Source organism: Pseudoselenomonas ruminantium (genome assembly GCF_900142515.1).
GTDB lineage: Bacteria > Bacillota > Negativicutes > Selenomonadales > Selenomonadaceae > Selenomonas_A > Selenomonas_A ruminantium_D.
This window is the reverse complement of the sequence record NZ_FRBC01000013.1, coordinates 35,332-51,927: the sequence shown is the minus strand read 5'-3', so window position 1 is coordinate 51,927 and position 16,596 is coordinate 35,332. Positions and strand designations below refer to the sequence as shown.

The 16,596-nt window shown below is 46.0% G+C and carries 11 protein-coding genes; all 11 read left to right on the top strand.

Annotated features, from left to right (window positions below; all coding sequences use genetic code 11):
* Positions 1 to 89: 89 nt before the first annotated feature.
* Entirely contained in the window at positions 90 to 1,412 is a 1,323-nt protein-coding gene (locus BUB68_RS07935; protein ID WP_073089832.1) for a flagellin N-terminal helical domain-containing protein, read from the top strand.
* A gap of 118 nt (positions 1,413 to 1,530) precedes the next feature.
* The gene (locus BUB68_RS07930; RefSeq protein WP_073089829.1) at positions 1,531 to 3,261 is read left to right on the top strand and encodes a glycosyltransferase family 2 protein; all 1,731 of its coding nucleotides are present in this window, start codon (positions 1,531 to 1,533) and stop codon (positions 3,259 to 3,261) included.
* Positions 3,261 to 3,920, top strand: a complete 660-nt coding sequence (locus BUB68_RS07925) for a glycosyltransferase family protein (RefSeq protein WP_218587683.1) — start codon at positions 3,261 to 3,263, stop codon at positions 3,918 to 3,920. The genes BUB68_RS07930 and BUB68_RS07925 overlap by 1 nt, the downstream gene beginning before the upstream one ends.
* Before the next feature lie 36 nt (positions 3,921 to 3,956).
* Positions 3,957 to 6,518, top strand: coding sequence for a glycosyltransferase family 2 protein (locus BUB68_RS07920; RefSeq protein ID WP_073089823.1), 2,562 nt, complete (start codon positions 3,957 to 3,959; stop codon positions 6,516 to 6,518).
* Positions 6,511 to 8,148 carry an O-linked N-acetylglucosamine transferase, SPINDLY family protein gene (locus tag BUB68_RS07915; protein WP_073089820.1) on the top strand — a complete coding sequence of 546 codons (1,638 nt, stop codon included), beginning with the start codon at positions 6,511 to 6,513 and terminating at the stop codon, positions 8,146 to 8,148. Before BUB68_RS07920 ends, BUB68_RS07915 begins: the two co-directional genes overlap by 8 nt.
* Positions 8,145 to 9,617, top strand: a complete 1,473-nt coding sequence (locus tag BUB68_RS07910) for an O-linked N-acetylglucosamine transferase, SPINDLY family protein (RefSeq protein WP_081371913.1) — start codon at positions 8,145 to 8,147, stop codon at positions 9,615 to 9,617. Before BUB68_RS07915 ends, BUB68_RS07910 begins: the two co-directional genes overlap by 4 nt.
* A 17-nt stretch (positions 9,618 to 9,634) precedes the next feature.
* The gene (locus BUB68_RS07905; protein ID WP_143188119.1) at positions 9,635 to 10,969 is read left to right on the top strand and encodes a hypothetical protein; all 1,335 of its coding nucleotides are present in this window, start codon (positions 9,635 to 9,637) and stop codon (positions 10,967 to 10,969) included.
* Positions 10,970 to 11,017: 48 nt separating this feature from the next.
* Positions 11,018 to 12,211: a glycosyltransferase family protein gene (locus BUB68_RS07900; protein ID WP_178139492.1), complete on the top strand. Its 1,194-nt coding sequence runs from the start codon at positions 11,018 to 11,020 to the stop codon at positions 12,209 to 12,211.
* A 47-nt stretch (positions 12,212 to 12,258) separates the two neighbouring features.
* Positions 12,259 to 13,245 carry a tetratricopeptide repeat protein gene (locus tag BUB68_RS07895; protein WP_073089813.1) on the top strand — a complete coding sequence of 329 codons (987 nt, stop codon included), beginning with the start codon at positions 12,259 to 12,261 and terminating at the stop codon, positions 13,243 to 13,245.
* Positions 13,238 to 15,277 (top strand): sulfatase-like hydrolase/transferase, encoded by a 2,040-nt coding sequence (locus tag BUB68_RS07890; RefSeq protein ID WP_073089810.1) that lies wholly within the window; start codon positions 13,238 to 13,240, stop codon positions 15,275 to 15,277. The genes BUB68_RS07895 and BUB68_RS07890 overlap by 8 nt, the downstream gene beginning before the upstream one ends.
* A 12-nt stretch (positions 15,278 to 15,289) precedes the next feature.
* Positions 15,290 to 16,585 (top strand): phosphoenolpyruvate mutase, encoded by a 1,296-nt coding sequence (gene aepX / locus BUB68_RS07885; RefSeq protein ID WP_073089807.1) that lies wholly within the window; start codon positions 15,290 to 15,292, stop codon positions 16,583 to 16,585.
* The last annotated feature ends 11 nt before the right edge of the window (positions 16,586 to 16,596 follow it).

Here is a 16,596-nt window from a genome sequence, read left to right as displayed (position 1 = left end):
TGTGGAGATTTGCATATTATAAAGTCTTCGACAGTCAGGGATGGCTGTTATCAAGATAAATATTTTCTATATTCAAGGAGGAAAACATCATGTCAATGGTAGTAAAGAACAATATGTCGGCAATCTCGACCCTGAACACGCTGAATAAGAACTCCAGCGCTTTGGCTAAGAGTCTGGAGAAAGTATCTTCCGGTATGAAGATCAATGGCGCGGCTGATGACGCTTCTGGTTACGCTATATCCGAGCGTATGCGCGTTCAGATCCGTGGTCTCGATCAGGCTAACAGCAACACCCAGAACGGCAACGCCATGATGAAAGTTGCTGAAGGTGCTGTAAGCTCCACGGTTGATATCCTGAAGACTCTGAAAGAGAAAGTCATCAACGCAGCCAATGATACCAACACCGACAGCGACCGTCAGACCATCCAGAAAGAATTGGATCAGTCCATCGACCAGATCGATGATAACGCCAACATCACCTACAACGGCAAGTACCTTGTCGATGGTTCCCACAACAACAAGACTAATGCCACGACTACGGCGATGACCAATGAAAGCATGGATGCAAGCACGATTGCTACTTCCAAGTTGACAGCTTTGAAGAGCCGTACTGGTGAAAGCCTGAACATCCATAGCACGGATAATGTAACGATTTCCTATGTAAAGCAGGGGCGTACGTATACCACTACCTTCAGCGTTGGTACAGAAGATTTGACCACCATTTTGGCTAAGACCGCCTATAATGGTAAGGATGACAAGATTTCCCAGACGCTGAAGATTTCGGCTAAGACCTCTTTGATTGGTAAAGATGGTTCTGCCAATAAGGTTTATACGGCAGACAAAGGATGTGCCGTGACCCTGACGGCTTATACGTCTGGTGTTTCCAGTCAGATTTCCGGTTTCACCATCAGCATTACCAATAACAAGGGAGCTATCAACAAGTCTGCAAATGCTGTACTGGATAACTTTACGGAATCCATCCGCGCTCAGAACAAGTCTGAAGACAACGCTATGGTATTCCAGGTTGGCACGAAGGCTAATCAGGCTATCAAAGTTGGTTTGACGGATATGCGCTCCACGGCTCTTGGCCTCAAGGGTGACGATGGCGAAACCTTGAACGTATCCACGCAGGTTAAGGCAAATGCTGCTATCAATGTTCTGGACAATGCTATCCAGAAAGCTCTCGATCAGCAGACCACCATTGGTTCCGTTGAATCCCGTTTGAGCTACACCAGCAGCAACTTGACCACGGCTTCCGAAAACGTCCAGGCTTCCGAATCCACGATTCGCGATGCCGACATGGCGAAGGAAATGACGAACTACACGAAGAACAATGTTCTTCTGCAGGCCGCCCAGTCTATGCTGGCACAGGCCAACCAGAGCAGCAGCTCGGTTCTCAGCCTGCTCCAGTAATCGACAGTCTTTCGTTAATAAACGAAACTACCAAAAACCGCCTTTCGGGGCGGTTTTTTTATGCAGGTTTTTATGCGGGATTTGACGAATCTATATGTAGACAGAGGGGGATAGGGAAATGGCTGATAAAGGAATTATAAAAATTTCAGCTTGTGTGATTGTGTGCAATGAAGAGGAAAATCTGCCTTGCTGGCTGGAATCTATGTCATCTTTGGCAGATGAAATGGTAGTGGTGGACACCGGCTCACTGGATGCTACGATAGAAATAGCCACGGCTGCCGGAGCACGGGTCGAAAAGTTTCCTTGGATTGACGATTTTGCGGCAGCTAAGAATTATGCGCTGGAAAAGTGTCAGGGACAGTGGATATTGATGCTGGATGCGGATGAATATATAAGGCTGCAGGATTGCGCTGGTGTCCGGGCCGCTATCCAGCGCTATGATAAAGATAAAAATGTCATTGGTTTTGTCAGTCCTTTGATTAATGTGGATAAGGGCAGGAATAATGCCTATATAAGCACAATCCATCAGATACGAGTATTCCGAAATTTACCGCAGCTGCGTTATGTAGGAGCTATCCATGAAATATTGCGTTATTCGGGTCAGGGGCAGAAGAATATGCCGCTTGTGGATGATTATGCAATCTATCATACTGGATATTCCCGTCATCTGATGCCGGAAAAATATAAGCGCAATCTGCAAATGCTGGAAGTATCCGTAAAGAAATATGGCAAACGGCTCATTGATGATTTTTATTTTGCAGACTGTTATTATGGCTTGCAGCAATATGAGCAGGCAATCCAGCATGCAAAAGCTTATCTGGACGCGGCGGAACGAGTCCGGGGGGAAGAGAATCGTCCATATGGTGTGTTGCTCCAATCCATGATTTTTTTGGATTACCCACTACCGGAAATTTTGGACTGGGTCAAGCGTGCTCTGCGGGAGTTTCCTTATGGTTCAGAGTTCAAAATCATGGAAGGTTATGCACGAGAGTATGCTGGTGACGAAACCGGTGCAATCCGCTGTTACGAGGAGGCTGAACAGCTATATGCTCGGGGAAAAGAGCAAGGCAGGGGAACCTTGCAGTCGGATGAGGCTGGCAGTGCGATGCCTGAAATGCGGGAAAGGTTGAAAAAATTACAGCAACGGCTGGGAGTCAAACAGGAGATAAAGAGGGAAGACAATGATTGGTTGGTATCCAGACAAATCATGGATAAGATCTTAGCTGCTATCCAGAAAGCAAAAAACGGGCAAAAGGTACTGTTATGTGAAAATATTCCTGCATTTCGTGAGGCAGTGGGGAAAAAATTCCCCGGAATTTCACTGACGATTTGGACTGAGGATAAGCAGGAAAACTTTTTGCGTGGTAAGTTGGAGAAAAGCAATCAGACATATGATTATATCTATGCTGGCTGTTTACTGGAAAAAACAGATGCGCCGGAAGTGTTCTTGACAGGGATCCGCAAAATGCTGGCGGATAGCGGCAAAGCGTGGTTCCTGCTGGGAGATATCCATAATGTAGCCAATTGGTTTTCCTGCAGCGGTTATGAACAATTATTGGTGGAAGAGGATTTCCATGACCATTATTGTTTTATAACGGCCAGTCGCCTTGATGAAACAGGTGTATTTCTCAGATCGAGGTATACAGAGTCTGTCCGATGGGAACTGGTCAGGCTTTTGCGGCGGATAGAGAATGGTATTGACAGCCGTGAAAATATCAACAGGCTTTGGGCGCTCTGTGCAAGAGAAGGGATTGATTTTGAATATTTGCAGACATTCATGCAGCATAGTCTTATTTACTATGAGCGTGTATTGCAGCTTTTAGCTGTGTCGCTAGAGGAGGCACAATGATGGATCCGCATAAAATCACATTTATCATGTGTGTGAATGATGAGGCGCAATTTCGCGAAGCAGTGTTGTATTTACGTCATCTGTGGATTCCTTCAGGTATGACAGCAGAAATACTTCCAATTGGCGGTGCCAGCTCTATGTGTGCCGGTTATGAACAGGGACGACTGGCTGCGGCAGATGCAAAGTATAAAGTCTATATGCATCAGGATGTTCTGGTCATACGGAAAAATCTGATAGAGGAGCTGTTGCAGCTGTTTGCTGACCCCAGAGTAGGGCTGATCGGTCTGGCTGGCTGTGAGCAGTTGCCGCCCAGTGGCATCTGGTGGGACGGGCAGGGGCTTCATAATAAGGTTGCCCACGCTTTGCGAGCGGAGCATATTAGCGTTCCTTCTGAAAATGTGCCAAAATGCCGGGTACAGGCTGTTGACGGCGTACTGTTGGCAACGCAGTATGATATCCCTTGGCGGGCTGATTTATTGACTGGCTGGCACTTTTACGATATCTCCATCAGTCAGGAATACAGAGGCCAAGGGTATGAGGTGATGTTGCCGCGGCAGGATGAACCCTGGATTATTCATCAGACTAAGCATAGTATGGCTGGGGAAGATTACGAGGAACAGAGGCAGATTTTCTTGCAGGCGTATAGAAGATTTTATTGAAGATGGGGAAAACGGAACGCAAAAGGGGCTGGTTCAGTGGTGGGGAACAAAGAGATAAAAGTTTCAGCTTGTGTGATTGTGCGCAATGAAGCGGAAAATCTGCCTCGTTGGCTGACCTGTATGAAGGAGTTGGCCAATGAATTGGTGGTGGTGGATACCGGATCCGAGGATAATACCGTGGCGCTGGCTGAAGCAGCTGGTGCGAGAGTTTTTTCTTTTCCTTGGATAAATGACTTTGGCAAGGCGAAGAACTATGCGATTGAACAGGCACGTGGACGCTGGATAATCTTTTTGGATGCGGACGAATACTGGGAGCCAAAGGACTACGGTATTGTGAAGCAGATATTACAGCGTTACGACAAGCAGGAGAAGATAATCGGCTTTGTTTGCCGCCGTCTGAATATCGATAAGGATAATGGCAATCGTGTGCAGAATGAAAATCTGTATATCCGTATTTTCCGCAATCTGCCTAAGCTCCGGTATGTTGGAGCTGTCCATGAACAGCTCGTCTATCATGGGGAGGGGCAGAAGGAGATGACTCTTTTGCCTGATGCAGTAATATATCATACCGGTTATTCAGCCAGTACAGATGAAAGCAAGTCCCGCAGGAATTTGGATATCCTGTTGGCGCAGCAGGCGGCAGGAAATGGAAGTGATTGGGATCTATGCTATATAGCTGACTGTTATTATAGTCTGAAGGATTATGCCAGAGCGGCAGATTATGCCCGAATGGCGATAAAGAAAAAGGTAATACTACCGGGCCGTGAGACCCGGATGTATAGCACTTTGCTCCAATGCCAATCCATATTGGGAGATCATTGGCGGGAAATGCTTCCCCTGCTGCAAGAGGCAGAACAGGAATTTCCCTATGTGCCGGATTTTCGAGCGATTCTGGGGTTCGCGGCCTGGCAGCAGGGAGATAGGGAGGACGCGAAGCATCTTTTTGTACAAAGCAAGGAAATTTATCAGGAATTTTTGGCACATCGGGGGGATGCGACGGCTTCTTATACGGATGAGATGCTGGGATTTTTGCCGCAGATAGAGGCACTGTTGGTTGAAGACAGTGTGCAGGAAAAAATAAATTATAAGATATCTGCAGCTGTAATCGTCAAAAATGAGGAAGAAAACCTGCCAATCTGGCTGGAGTGTATGCTTCATTTGGCAGAAGAAATCATCGTGGTGGATACAGGCTCTACGGATAGGACTGTGGAGATTGCTCAGAATGCGGGAGCACGGGTGGTGCATTTTGATTGGATCGATGATTTTGCGGCGGCTAAGAATTTTGCCATTGACCAGACGCATGGCGAGTGGATACTGCTGCTGGATGCTGATGAATATATCCGGCCGGAGGATTATGCAGGAGTGCGCCGGGCCATTGACCGCTATGATAAGGATAGCAGTGTGATTGGCTTAGCTTGTGATTGGATAAATGTGGACAAGGATCGCAATAATGCCTGCATAAGTAAAGGGTATCAGATCCGGGTGTTCAGGAAGCTGCCAGAATTACGTTATATCCGCATGATTCATGAGAATTTGCAATATACTGGTACAGAAAATACATCGATGCCGCTAGTGAAGGATTTTCGCATCTATCATACAGGTTACTCAACTGTCCGCATGCCGGAAAAGCTCAGACGGAATTTACGGCTTTTGCAGTTGTCAGCAGAAAAGTACGGTCGTTCCGTGATGGATGAGATGTATCTGGCTGACTGTTATTACGGGCTCAAGGAATATGAACAGGCAATTATTCATGCCCGGGCATATGTGGAGATGATGGCAGATTCGGAGGCGGCAGAAAATCGTCCCTATACGATTTTGATTCAGTCCCTATTCCTGTTGGAGCACCCTTTAGAAGAAATCACAGCGGTGATACGGCAGGCATTGGAAAAATTCCCCTATATGGCTGATTTTAAGATTATGGAGGGATATTTTCGGGAGGATAAAGGGGATTATATCGGTGCGGAAGAGTGTTATCTGGAGGCAGAGCGGATGTATGCTTATGCACAGGAACATGATTTATTGCGCCAGCGTCTGCTGACGGATGAAGTAGGTAGTGATATGTCTGTCATGTATGCAAATCTTTCCCGACTGTTCTTCTGGCAGGGAAAGGATTTAGAAGCATGGGATTATCTGCAAAAATCATTGGCTGTCAATAAATATTGTCACAAAGCTTTTATTTTGTTGCTGAAATTTTTGGCTGGCAGGACGGACGTGGAATGGATAGAGGCTATCAACAGCATCTATGACAGAGAACAGGATGCGGAATTTTTGCTGGAAAAGTTGCCGCGCCAGAATCGGGACAAGGTGCGTCTTTATTATCAGCAACGATTGAAGACAGAGGTGAAGCCGGCAGAGTCATATATGCTGGCAGGAAGGCTGGAGGCAGCCGGCGCTGCGGTAACAGAAGACGTATCGGCGTTATGGCAGATGGGCATCAGGGGCCTTAGTCATGGGGACTCTGCGATGCAGAAGCTGGGGGGACTCATGCCCACGGCTTATCGCTCGGTAATTACTGGGCAGCTTAAGACTTTGGCGGAAAGACGGTTGGCAAGACGGACAGAACGCATACAATCCTGGCTGGAGGAGCAAGATGGATAAGTTATATGAGAATGTATATGACAGCTTGGACAGGAGGGATTACGCAGCAGCCAGAGCGCATATTGAAAAATTGGCCATTCTGGATCCGCAGGAAGCAGCTTATCTCATGGTCAGCCTGTATATTGAGCAGGGGGATGTTCAGGCTGCGTCAGCAGCCTGGGAGAAATTGCATGACCTGCTACCAACGGATTTTTATACGCAATTCCTGCATGCCAGAATCTTGTTTATGGACGGGCGATATGTCAGTGCATATCGGGAGCTGCTGAAGATACAGCTTCCAGTGGATAAACAACAAGGTTATGGTGAAAAGATAAGTAATCTTTTGGGACAGTGCTGCCGCATACTGGGAAAAAATAAAGAAGCTGCTGAGGCATATCGCAAAGCTGCGGCAACTGCGATGGAAACAGATTTACAGGCTTTGGAGTATAGCAATTATCTTTTTAATCTGCATTATGGTGGAGGACACAGTGCGGATTTTTTACGGCAGGCAGCCAGAGGATTTTCTGACGTACTAGGGAAGAGAAATTTTTTTGCGCATCCGTCTGGGCGGCGGGGGAAAGGACCATGGCGGATTGGTTATCTGTCACCGGATGTTCGTCGACATGTGATGCTTTGCTTTTGCTATGATCTATTGACCGCCTATGACCATGAAAAGTTTGCTGTTTATGTTTATATGTTGGGGCCGGAGGATGAATACAGCCAAAAAGTAAAGAGTCAGGTAACAGGTTGGCGAAATTTGCGTGGATTGCCGTCACAAGAAATGGCGAAGATGATCTATGCAGATGAAATCGATATTTTAGTAGACCTGGCAGGGCACACCAAGGGGAATGGCCTGCCTGTCATGGCCTATAAGCCTGCGCCGATACAGGTATCTGGTATTGGCTATTTTGCATCTACGGGGCTGCCGGTTGTTGACTACTTTTTGGGGGATGTTTATTTGGATGATGAACAAACACAGCGGGAATTTGTGGAAAAGCTGGTTATACTGCCATATAGTCATTTTTGTTACCGGCCATTGAGGTCAGCTGAAGTAAGGGCGCCAGCATTCCGGCGTAAAGGTTATGTGACTTTCGGCAGCTTTAATAATTTTGCTAAAGTAACGGACCAGGTATTGGCTATATGGTGCAAAATTCTTATGGCGGTGCCTGACAGTCATTTATTGTTGAAGGCAGCGGTTTTTGACGGCGGTGAAGCGGAAGAATATACGCGGAAAAGATTGGCTCATGCGGGGCTGCCTATGGAGCGAGTAGAATGCCGGGGGCTCAGTGAGGATTATCTGTTGGAATATGGCGATATGGATATTGCATTAGATTCCTTTCCCTATCCTGGAGGAGGAACCAGCTGCGATGCTCTTTATATGGGGAGACCGTTGATTACATTGGCAGGCAGAAGTCATGGAGAAAGATTTGGTTTCAGTCTGTTGATGAATCTGGGATTGGGAGAACTAGTTGCGCATACAGAGACAGAATATATAGAGAGAGCTGTTATGCTGGCTGGTGATTCAGAACTTTTACAGATGCTGCAGACGAATCTGCGCATGATGATGCAGCGCTCTCCCTTGATGGATAGAAAATTATATTTACAATCAATGGAGAATTTTTACAGAAATATTATGGAGGAAAGACAATGAGTCGCTTTGTCCAAATGTTTGAGAAAATGTGCAAAGCCTATGATGCAGGGCAGTATGAGCAGGCTGCAGAGATAGGGGAGCTTACAGCACGTACGCTGATGCTTACCTCTGTACAAAGATATTATTATCATGAAGCCATGCATAAGATCTTGATTCGGGGCGGGCATTGGCAGGAAGCCTGCAAACATTTGGAACGGGCTGCTGCTATTCAACTGGATGATGAGCTGCTGGCAGAAAGGCGTAGTTTTTTCAGTGAGGCACTGACCTGGATGCATCTGGTTCCGGATTTGCCGGATGAAATGCTGTTCAGGATGCATTGCCTGTATGGCAGTTTGTTTGCAGAGGTGCAGCCTTATAGGCATGATCCTGAAACGCGTCAGGGAAGAAAAAAGATCAAGGTAGGCTATATTTCTCCGGATTTCTATGAACATATCGTGACCAATTTTGCTGTACAGCTTTATGCTGCCTATGATAAAAGCATTTTTGAAGTGCATTTATACGATATTGGCAACAATCGCAATGAGGTTACAGGCTGGTTGCAGGAGATGGTGGATGGCTGGCATGATTTGCAGGGGCTTTCGCCGGCGGAGGCAGCCGCTCGTATCCATGCAGACGAGATTGACCTTTTGGTGGATTTGGCCGGTCATACTCAAAAAGGCCGTACCCTGCAGATTATGGCGTATAAGCCGGCACCTGTACAGTTGTCTGGTATTGGCTATTTTGATACCACGGGGCTGCCTGCCGTAGATTATTATCTTACGGATGCCTGGTGCGATCCACCGGGCAATGAGCGTTTTTTTACGGAGACGCTCCTGCGCTTGCCCCGCAGCCATTTTTGTTTTACTCCATCGGAGAGCGTACTGCGCTGCCAGAAAAAATGGCAATTGCACACTCCCGTGGTTTTTGGTTCTTTCAGCAATTTCCTGAAGCTCAATGATGCGATCTTGACAGTTTGGCGTCAGATACTGGAACGTGTACCGAAAAGCAGGTTGTTGCTTAAGAATGTGCGGCGTGATAAAAAAGAACTGAAAATCATGAAAAGACGGCTTCAGGCGTTGGGCTTTCCGCTAAACAGGGTGGAATTGCGGCCTGCATCACAATATTATCTGGACGAATATCAGGATATGGATATTGCGTTGGATCCCTTTCCCTACCCTGGTGGGGGGACTACCTGCGAAGCCATTTATATGGGGGTGCCAGTTATAAGCATGTATGGCAGCCGGCATGGTTCCCGTTTTGGTTACAGTCTGCTGAAAAACATGGGGTTGGAAGAACTGACTGTGCCAACCCCAGATAAATACGTGGAAACGGCCGTTGCTTTGGCTGGATCGCAGGATTTATTGCAAGGCCTACACGAAAATTTGCGCAAGATGATGCAATTTTCCCCTATAATGGATGTAAAGAATTATTTGGGAGACATTCAGGCGGGCTATGAAAAGATATATCATGAATGGCTTGTACAAGGATAACCTATGGAGGTGTTTCAATGAAAGTATTTTCCGATACTACAGTGTACATTTTATGCCCTGCTAATATATTCACGGGAGGGCCAACATTGCTTCATCAGTTAGCATCGCAGTTGACTTCTATGGGAATCCAGGCGAAAATGGTTTATTTATCGCAGTCAGGAACGAATCAGGTCAGTCCAGTTGCCGAGGAATATAAAAAATACCATTTGGATTGGACAACTATACCGATTCCTGATGATGAAAAAAGTATTTTGATTTTTTTTGAAGCCTTTCCCTTTACGTCATTATCCAACAGTAAGATTCGAAAAATAATTTGGTGGCTTAGTGTAGATAACTACATTTTCAGAGTGCAGGAAATCCTGAATCGTTTAGATCTTTCCCGGATTACCACTAAACCCTTGCCAAGATTTTTTTATTTCGATGATGATGAACATATCATGCACTGGTGTCAGTCTGAATATGCGAGGCAGTTCATTCGCTGCAACGGTGTACAGGAAAAGGATATCCTTATGGTAGGGGATTATTTGGAGAATAAATTTTTGCTTGGTAATGTGAATCTGATAAGTAAAAAAGATATGGTGGTTTTTAATCCGAAGAAAGGCATGGAAACTACCATGAAAATCATGGCACAGCGGCCGGATATAAACTGGAAACCGATTCAGAATATGACGCCGCAGCAGGTTCGTGAGCTGTTGCTAGTGGCCAAAGTATATATTGATTTCGGCCATCATCCCGGCAAGGACAGGATTCCCCGGGAGGCGGCTTTGTCTGGGTGTGTGGTCATAACCGGACGGAAAGGGGCTGCGGCAAATGATGTCGATATCGATATTCCCGATGATTTCAAGATACATGATGATGATTTTAAGGGTATACTGGAGAAAATAGATGAAATTCTGGCAGATTTTTTGACAGCTTACAAGCGGCAGGCTGATTATCGAAAGCATATAAAATTAGAAAAGGAAAATTTCCGTAAAGAATTATTGGCGGCTTTTGAGATGGAAAACATGACCTGCTTGCAGTACAGTGCGGTACTGAACGACGAGAGAGGTTATGGGTTGGATATAGTTAGCGCTTTGCTGGATATGGAAGATTCCTATAAGCTGCAATTTATCATTGATGACAGGTTGGCTCAGACAGGATTTTCCTCAAGCCTGATTTTTACGGAAAAAGGAAGAAGGTACTTGCTGATTCCAGACCGGGATAAGATAGAGATTTTGACCTGTGCAGATGCTAATTTTCTATATATGGAAGGACGCATACATAAAATTTATGTAAAAGATAATGGCAATAGTACCAAGCTGTTGTTGCAGCAGTTGCCGGAAGTAAGGAACGAAGATGTATTTTTAGTATAGTGGCTGGTGATGAACGTGAATATATTGGTTTGGCTGGGAAATAAAGACATGCATCCGGCTATATATCCCAATATGCAGAGTCTGGCGGCGGGGATTGCAGATATGGGACACAATGTCATAACCTGCAATACGGCAGAACCAGAGGAAATAAGGGCAGCGCTTTCTTTATTGCGGGAGAATCAGATCATTGATTTAAGCATTGGCGTAAATGCTATGGGAATGCATATAAAGTATAGCGATGACCAGATAGTGGACGTATATGCCGATTTGGATGTGCCGCATATATCAATCTTGCTTGATGAACCCTTTAATCCATATTGCAATGGGTATGCTGATGCAGCCAGATATCATATCGTCACTTATTTGGATCGCACGGATAAGGAATATTTTTCTCGGATGGATCTATCTGTTGATAAATATAAGATGTTCATGCCTTTAGGGGGAACTGTCAGCGGCCTTTCGTTAGAGGAATTACTGGAAAGAAAGAAGCAATCGTCCTATGAAGTCGTATTCAGTGCCGGCGCTTTTGGTGATATACGGCAAGGGCCTGAATGGGAGAAGTTTGGTGTCCTGCCGTCACATTATATGTTGAATATGTTGGAAGATATCGTGTATCTACTACAGAATGAACCTTTGAGTGTGGTTGCGGCTGCCGATAAGGTGCTTGCTGCCAGAGGGATGGCAGAAGACAATTATTTTCAGGCAGCTGCCTATTATTTTCCAGCTATTCTTTGCTATATCAAGGGCTGGCGGCGTCGAAAATTGGTTGCGGAGCTTTTGCGGAATGGGATTGCCTTGGATATTTTTGGCGATGGTTGGGAGGTGGCAGATCTACCGCATGGGGCCAAGCTGCATGGGGCAATCGCTTATGAAGGTATGCTGCAGGTTATGGCTGAGGCGAAAGTGGTCGTGAATGATGAGGCAGTTTTCAATGATGGGGCCCATGACAGAGTGTTTACCGCAATGCTTAATGGAGCTGTGGTGGTAAGTGAATACTCTGCATATTTAGCCGAGGAATTTGTTCAGAACCGGGACATCTTCATGTTTGGCTGGCAGGATATAGGAGAACAGTTGCAGGTAATACCGCATTTACTGTCAGATGATGGCTATCGGGAAGGCATAGTCTGCAGCGCCTATGGCAGGACGATAAACAGGCATACCTGGCGGCATAGAGCGGAACGGTTGCTGGAAGCGGCAGAACTCACGAAATTTAGTCGAGATATGCGGGCAGGTAAAATTTAGTATTTAGCGAATACTTTATATATTGGGAATAAAAGGAGGCAATTGCGATGGGGAAAGCTAGCAAGAAAATGAAACGACAGGCACAGAAGAATGCTGCAGAGCGTAATTTGCAACAGTGCCAACCTAAGGTAGCTGAACTGGAAGAATGCTTCGTGCATGAAGATTATTCCAAGGTATTGGAAATATTGGCAGAACTGATACAGGCAGGTTATATCAAGCCAGATCTGTTATATAAGGGCGCTTACAGCTATTTTATGTTGGGAGACTATGAACGGGCAGCTCAGTGGATCAATAATACGTTGAGCTATGATAACCATCATGTGGATGCCCGTATTTTGCTGGCAAGGTTGTGCTTTATTCAGGATCGTCATGATGAAGGGTTGGCACTGTATGATTTTCTGGTAAAGAATTATCGTGCAGCTATGAGTCAGGAACAAAAGGATCAGATCATGGATAGCACGGAATACTGTGTGCGCCGTGAGGGCGAAAAAATACGACAGGCTTATCCTGCGTTGGCAGATTTCCTGCAGGTAATGCCGGCGGCAGAAAATATCCCGGTACAAGCTGCTGGTGCAGACAATAAGATGAAGGGGCAGGATGCTTTGTCTGCATTGCAGCGGTTAAAGGCAAAACTGAAGGCTGCGCAGGTAGATGGTAGCTGTACAGAGCCTGCAAAAACTGAAGCTGCAACAGAGGAGACACAGGATAAGGCAGCAGAGGCGACCGAAATAACAGCTCAGGCAGAACAACAGATTGCTGAAGTTAGAGCGCAGCAGTGTTCCCTGCGGGATAAGATACGCATCCTGAATCAGTTTGCTGCGGGCCAATATGCTGCCGATGACTATGAATGTGCCGAAAAATATCTTAAAGCTGCGCTGCAGATTGATGCAGAGGATGCGCAGAGTCTGCGGAATATGGCGGTGATTCAGGCAGCCATGGGAGATTTGAGCCGGGCACAGGCTTTTGCCGCCAAACTGCCACAGGCAGATCTGGCACTGTTGTATATACTGAAGGAGCAGCAGGCCAATGGATGAGTGCTGGAAACAATCGGTTCAGGAACAGAGAACGGCCCGAGAATTGTATGGTGTATTGTTGGAACTGGCAGAGGCAGAGCTTTATGACCATGATTTTATGCAGGGTCTGACTGCTTTGCAGCAGCTGGCGGCTGACAAATCCTTGTTATCTTATCTGAAGGCAAGGATGTATTATGCCAGAGAGCAGTATGATCTGGCAGAAAAGGAGATACAGGAGGCCATTGACTTCCGGGCCATTGACTTCCGATATTGGGAATTGATGGGCATGGTTCAGGAGAAAAAAGGGAATCTTGCCGGTAAGTATTATTATGAGGCGTTGCTCTGGGCACATAAAAAAAATAAGTCTGAGTTTGTCATTCCGCTGGATGATGAGAAACTTATGCGGGCCATTGGTCAGGCCATGGTCAATCCTGGCCAGGCCCCCTTCAGCAAAAAATATTATTTTGAGGAAGGGCGGCTGAAGGGGGATTATGGCAATGTAGCAGGCCAATATCTGCGTTATGATGATGATGGGGATTATCAGGATTATTGTGGCGTGTACAATCCCTATGGGTGGATCAATATGCGCAGTGATATGGCCGTTTGTCTGGATGGACAGCATCATGCGCCGCAAATATATTGTGATATGCCTTTTGAAATCATGAAATGCATTACCAGAACAGAAATGAAGGTAGATGTGACGGAACATGACTGCATTTTGCCCATAGCTCCGCAGGAGAGGAATCAGGTTATCGAGTTTTGCGATGCGGATACAAAACGTCAGATAAGCTGTGGACGCTGGGAATTTTCGTATTATCGTCTGGAGAAGGGCAGCACAATGATTCGCTCTTCTGCACCTTTTCAAGTTGCGGAGCCTGTTTTATTACGGCATAGCAAAAAACGGAAAAAGTTGGTGTTGAACATTTTGGCGGATGGTCTTGCCTGGCAGGTCTTGAAAAAACAAGGATACAAGGATGTACCCAATATCATGCGCTTTTTTTCAAAAGGAATCATCTTTGACAATAATTTTTCAGTGGCTGAGCATACATATCCATCCTTGCCTACTATCGAAACAGGATGTTATACCTATCATACGCAGGTCTTTCATGATCTGGTACAGACCCAACTGTCCAAGAAAATGCCAGTTATATCGGAACAGATGAAAGCCTTGGGGTATTATTGTGTCAATGTGATGAGTGATGCTGCCGGAATATATAATGGTGTGCTGAGAGGCTTTGACAGAAATATCATACATAATTTCACCAATCCTTGCTATGAGGCGGTGAATCGCTGTATGGAACACTTGGATGCCTTTGGTGAAACGGATAACTACCTCTATATGCATATATCCGATGCCCATCCCTTCAATTCGTATATTCAAATAGCTGCGCCAAGCCAGACCAGGCTTTCATGGAAAGACAGGATCTTGGAGGAGTATAGCAATTCGGTCTTTAAGAAAAAAAGCGTATTGAATATGAGCAGCAATCAATATGATATAAGACATATGGATCGGGTTTTGGGGCAGTTGTTTGAATATATCGAAGCGCATTATCGCAAAGATGAATACGTAGTCAGCCTGTATTCTGATCATGGTGTTTCCATTTATGATGATGAGCCATATCTTTTAAGTGAAAATCAGAGTGGAGCAGCTATGATGCTGAGAGGCGCGGGAATCCCATCAGCAGGGCTGGTGGAGGAACTTACCAGTGTGGTGGATTTTTATCCTGTATTAGCTGAGGTTTTAGGATTTTCGCTGCCTTATGAAATTGATGGCTGTCTGCCGGTGGCTTTCGGCGGTCCGGGACGCAAGTATGCTGTGAGTATGTCTATTTATCCGGGGCAGACCTTCAAGTTGTGCCTGCGGGATAGAGAGTATGAATTCCGCTTGGAAAGTGCAGCGCTTACCCAGCTGGAAGGTCTGGTAGATATGCGGGATTATTATGTCCATATTTATCGGCGCACGGATGGTCAGGAAATATTTGACCAGGGGATAAGAGAGCGATTTCTGTCAGAGGCGTGGAACCAGATAAAATCGTTTGTGTTGTTTGACTAGGAGGGGTGCTTAATGAGCACAGTATATGCTTGCTTTTGTACAGATGTCATCCATGAAGGACATTACAATCTCATAAAAAAAGCAGCGGAATACGGTGATGTTATTGCCGGTGTCCTATGTGACCGGGAGATGGTGCGTTATAACCGCTTCCCTACGGTCAGTATCGAGCAAAGGATAGCGATGCTCGAAGCGGTTCCGGAGATTTCCCGGGTCGTAGTGCAAGAGGACATCATGTATGATAATATTCTGACGGAATTGCAGCCGGATTATGTTATTCATGGAGATAATTGGCAGGGGGGGCCGGAATCTGCTATCCGTGCCAATGTGGCAATCAATCTGGCAAAATATGGCGGCAAGCTTATTGAAGTCCCCTATACTTATAATGATGAAATCAAGAAAATCGATGACCGTATGCGGGATAAGCTGGCTATGCCAGAATTCCGCCGGGGGAGATTGAAGAAGTTGTTGGGGATTGTTCCCATTGTCAAAACCATTGAAGTACATAGCGGACTGACAGGGCTTATTGCAGAAAAAACCGTAGTGGAGCATGATGGTGGTCTGGATCAGTTCGATGCGATGTGGATTTCCAGTCTGTGCGATTCTACCGCCAAGGGCAAGCCGGATATAGAGCTGGTAGATATGTCTTCGCGTATTCGAACCATTGATGATGTCCTGGATGTCACCACGAAGCCGATTATTCTGGATGCGGATACCGGTGGCCTTATCGAACATTTTGTCTATAATGTCCGCACTTTGGAGCGCATGGGGGTATCGGCTATTATCGTGGAGGACAAGACTGGTCTAAAAAAGAATTCTCTTTTTGGTACGGAGGTTGAGCAAAAACAGGACTCGGTGGAACATTTCTGTGCCAAATTGAGGGCGGGCAAGAAGGCGCAGCGTACAGATGATTTCATGATCATTGCCCGTATAGAGAGCCTGATACTGGAAAAGGGCATGGAAGATGCTATAGCAAGAGCGCAGGCCTATGTTGAGGCCGGAGCAGATGCTATCATGATCCATTCTCGTAAGCAGGATCCAGCCGAGGTTTTTGCTTTTTGTGACAGATTCCGGTTGGATTTTGAACGTGTTCCTTTGGTGGCGGTGCCAACTTCCTATAATCAGGTAACAGAGGCTGAACTTGCCGGACATGGGGTAAACGTGGTCATTTATGCGAATCAGTTGACGCGAAGTGCTTTTCCGGCTATGGAAGCAACCGCCAAAAGCATTCTGACACATCATCGGGCTTATGAGGCTGATCAGCATCTCATGCCAATCAGGAACATTATTTCCTTGATTGATACTTTATAAGCCAAAGGGAG

Bases quoted from the DNA above. Each gene is read 5' to 3' on its own strand.
- aepX (WP_073089807.1), top strand. From the start codon at position 15,290: ATGAGCACAGTATATGCTTGCTTTTGTACAGATGTCATCCATGAAGGA.
- BUB68_RS07895 (WP_073089813.1), top strand. From the start codon at position 12,259: ATGGGGAAAGCTAGCAAGAAAATGAAACGACAGGCACAGAAGAATGCT.
- BUB68_RS07915 (WP_073089820.1), top strand. From the start codon at position 6,511: ATGGATAAGTTATATGAGAATGTATATGACAGCTTGGACAGGAGGGAT.
- BUB68_RS07925 (WP_218587683.1), top strand. From the start codon at position 3,261: ATGGATCCGCATAAAATCACATTTATCATGTGTGTGAATGATGAGGCG.
- BUB68_RS07905 (WP_143188119.1), top strand. From the start codon at position 9,635: ATGAAAGTATTTTCCGATACTACAGTGTACATTTTATGCCCTGCTAAT.
- BUB68_RS07935 (WP_073089832.1), top strand. From the start codon at position 90: ATGTCAATGGTAGTAAAGAACAATATGTCGGCAATCTCGACCCTGAAC.
- BUB68_RS07910 (WP_081371913.1), top strand. From the start codon at position 8,145: ATGAGTCGCTTTGTCCAAATGTTTGAGAAAATGTGCAAAGCCTATGAT.
- BUB68_RS07890 (WP_073089810.1), top strand. From the start codon at position 13,238: ATGGATGAGTGCTGGAAACAATCGGTTCAGGAACAGAGAACGGCCCGA.
- BUB68_RS07900 (WP_178139492.1), top strand. From the start codon at position 11,018: ATGCATCCGGCTATATATCCCAATATGCAGAGTCTGGCGGCGGGGATT.
- BUB68_RS07930 (WP_073089829.1), top strand. From the start codon at position 1,531: ATGGCTGATAAAGGAATTATAAAAATTTCAGCTTGTGTGATTGTGTGC.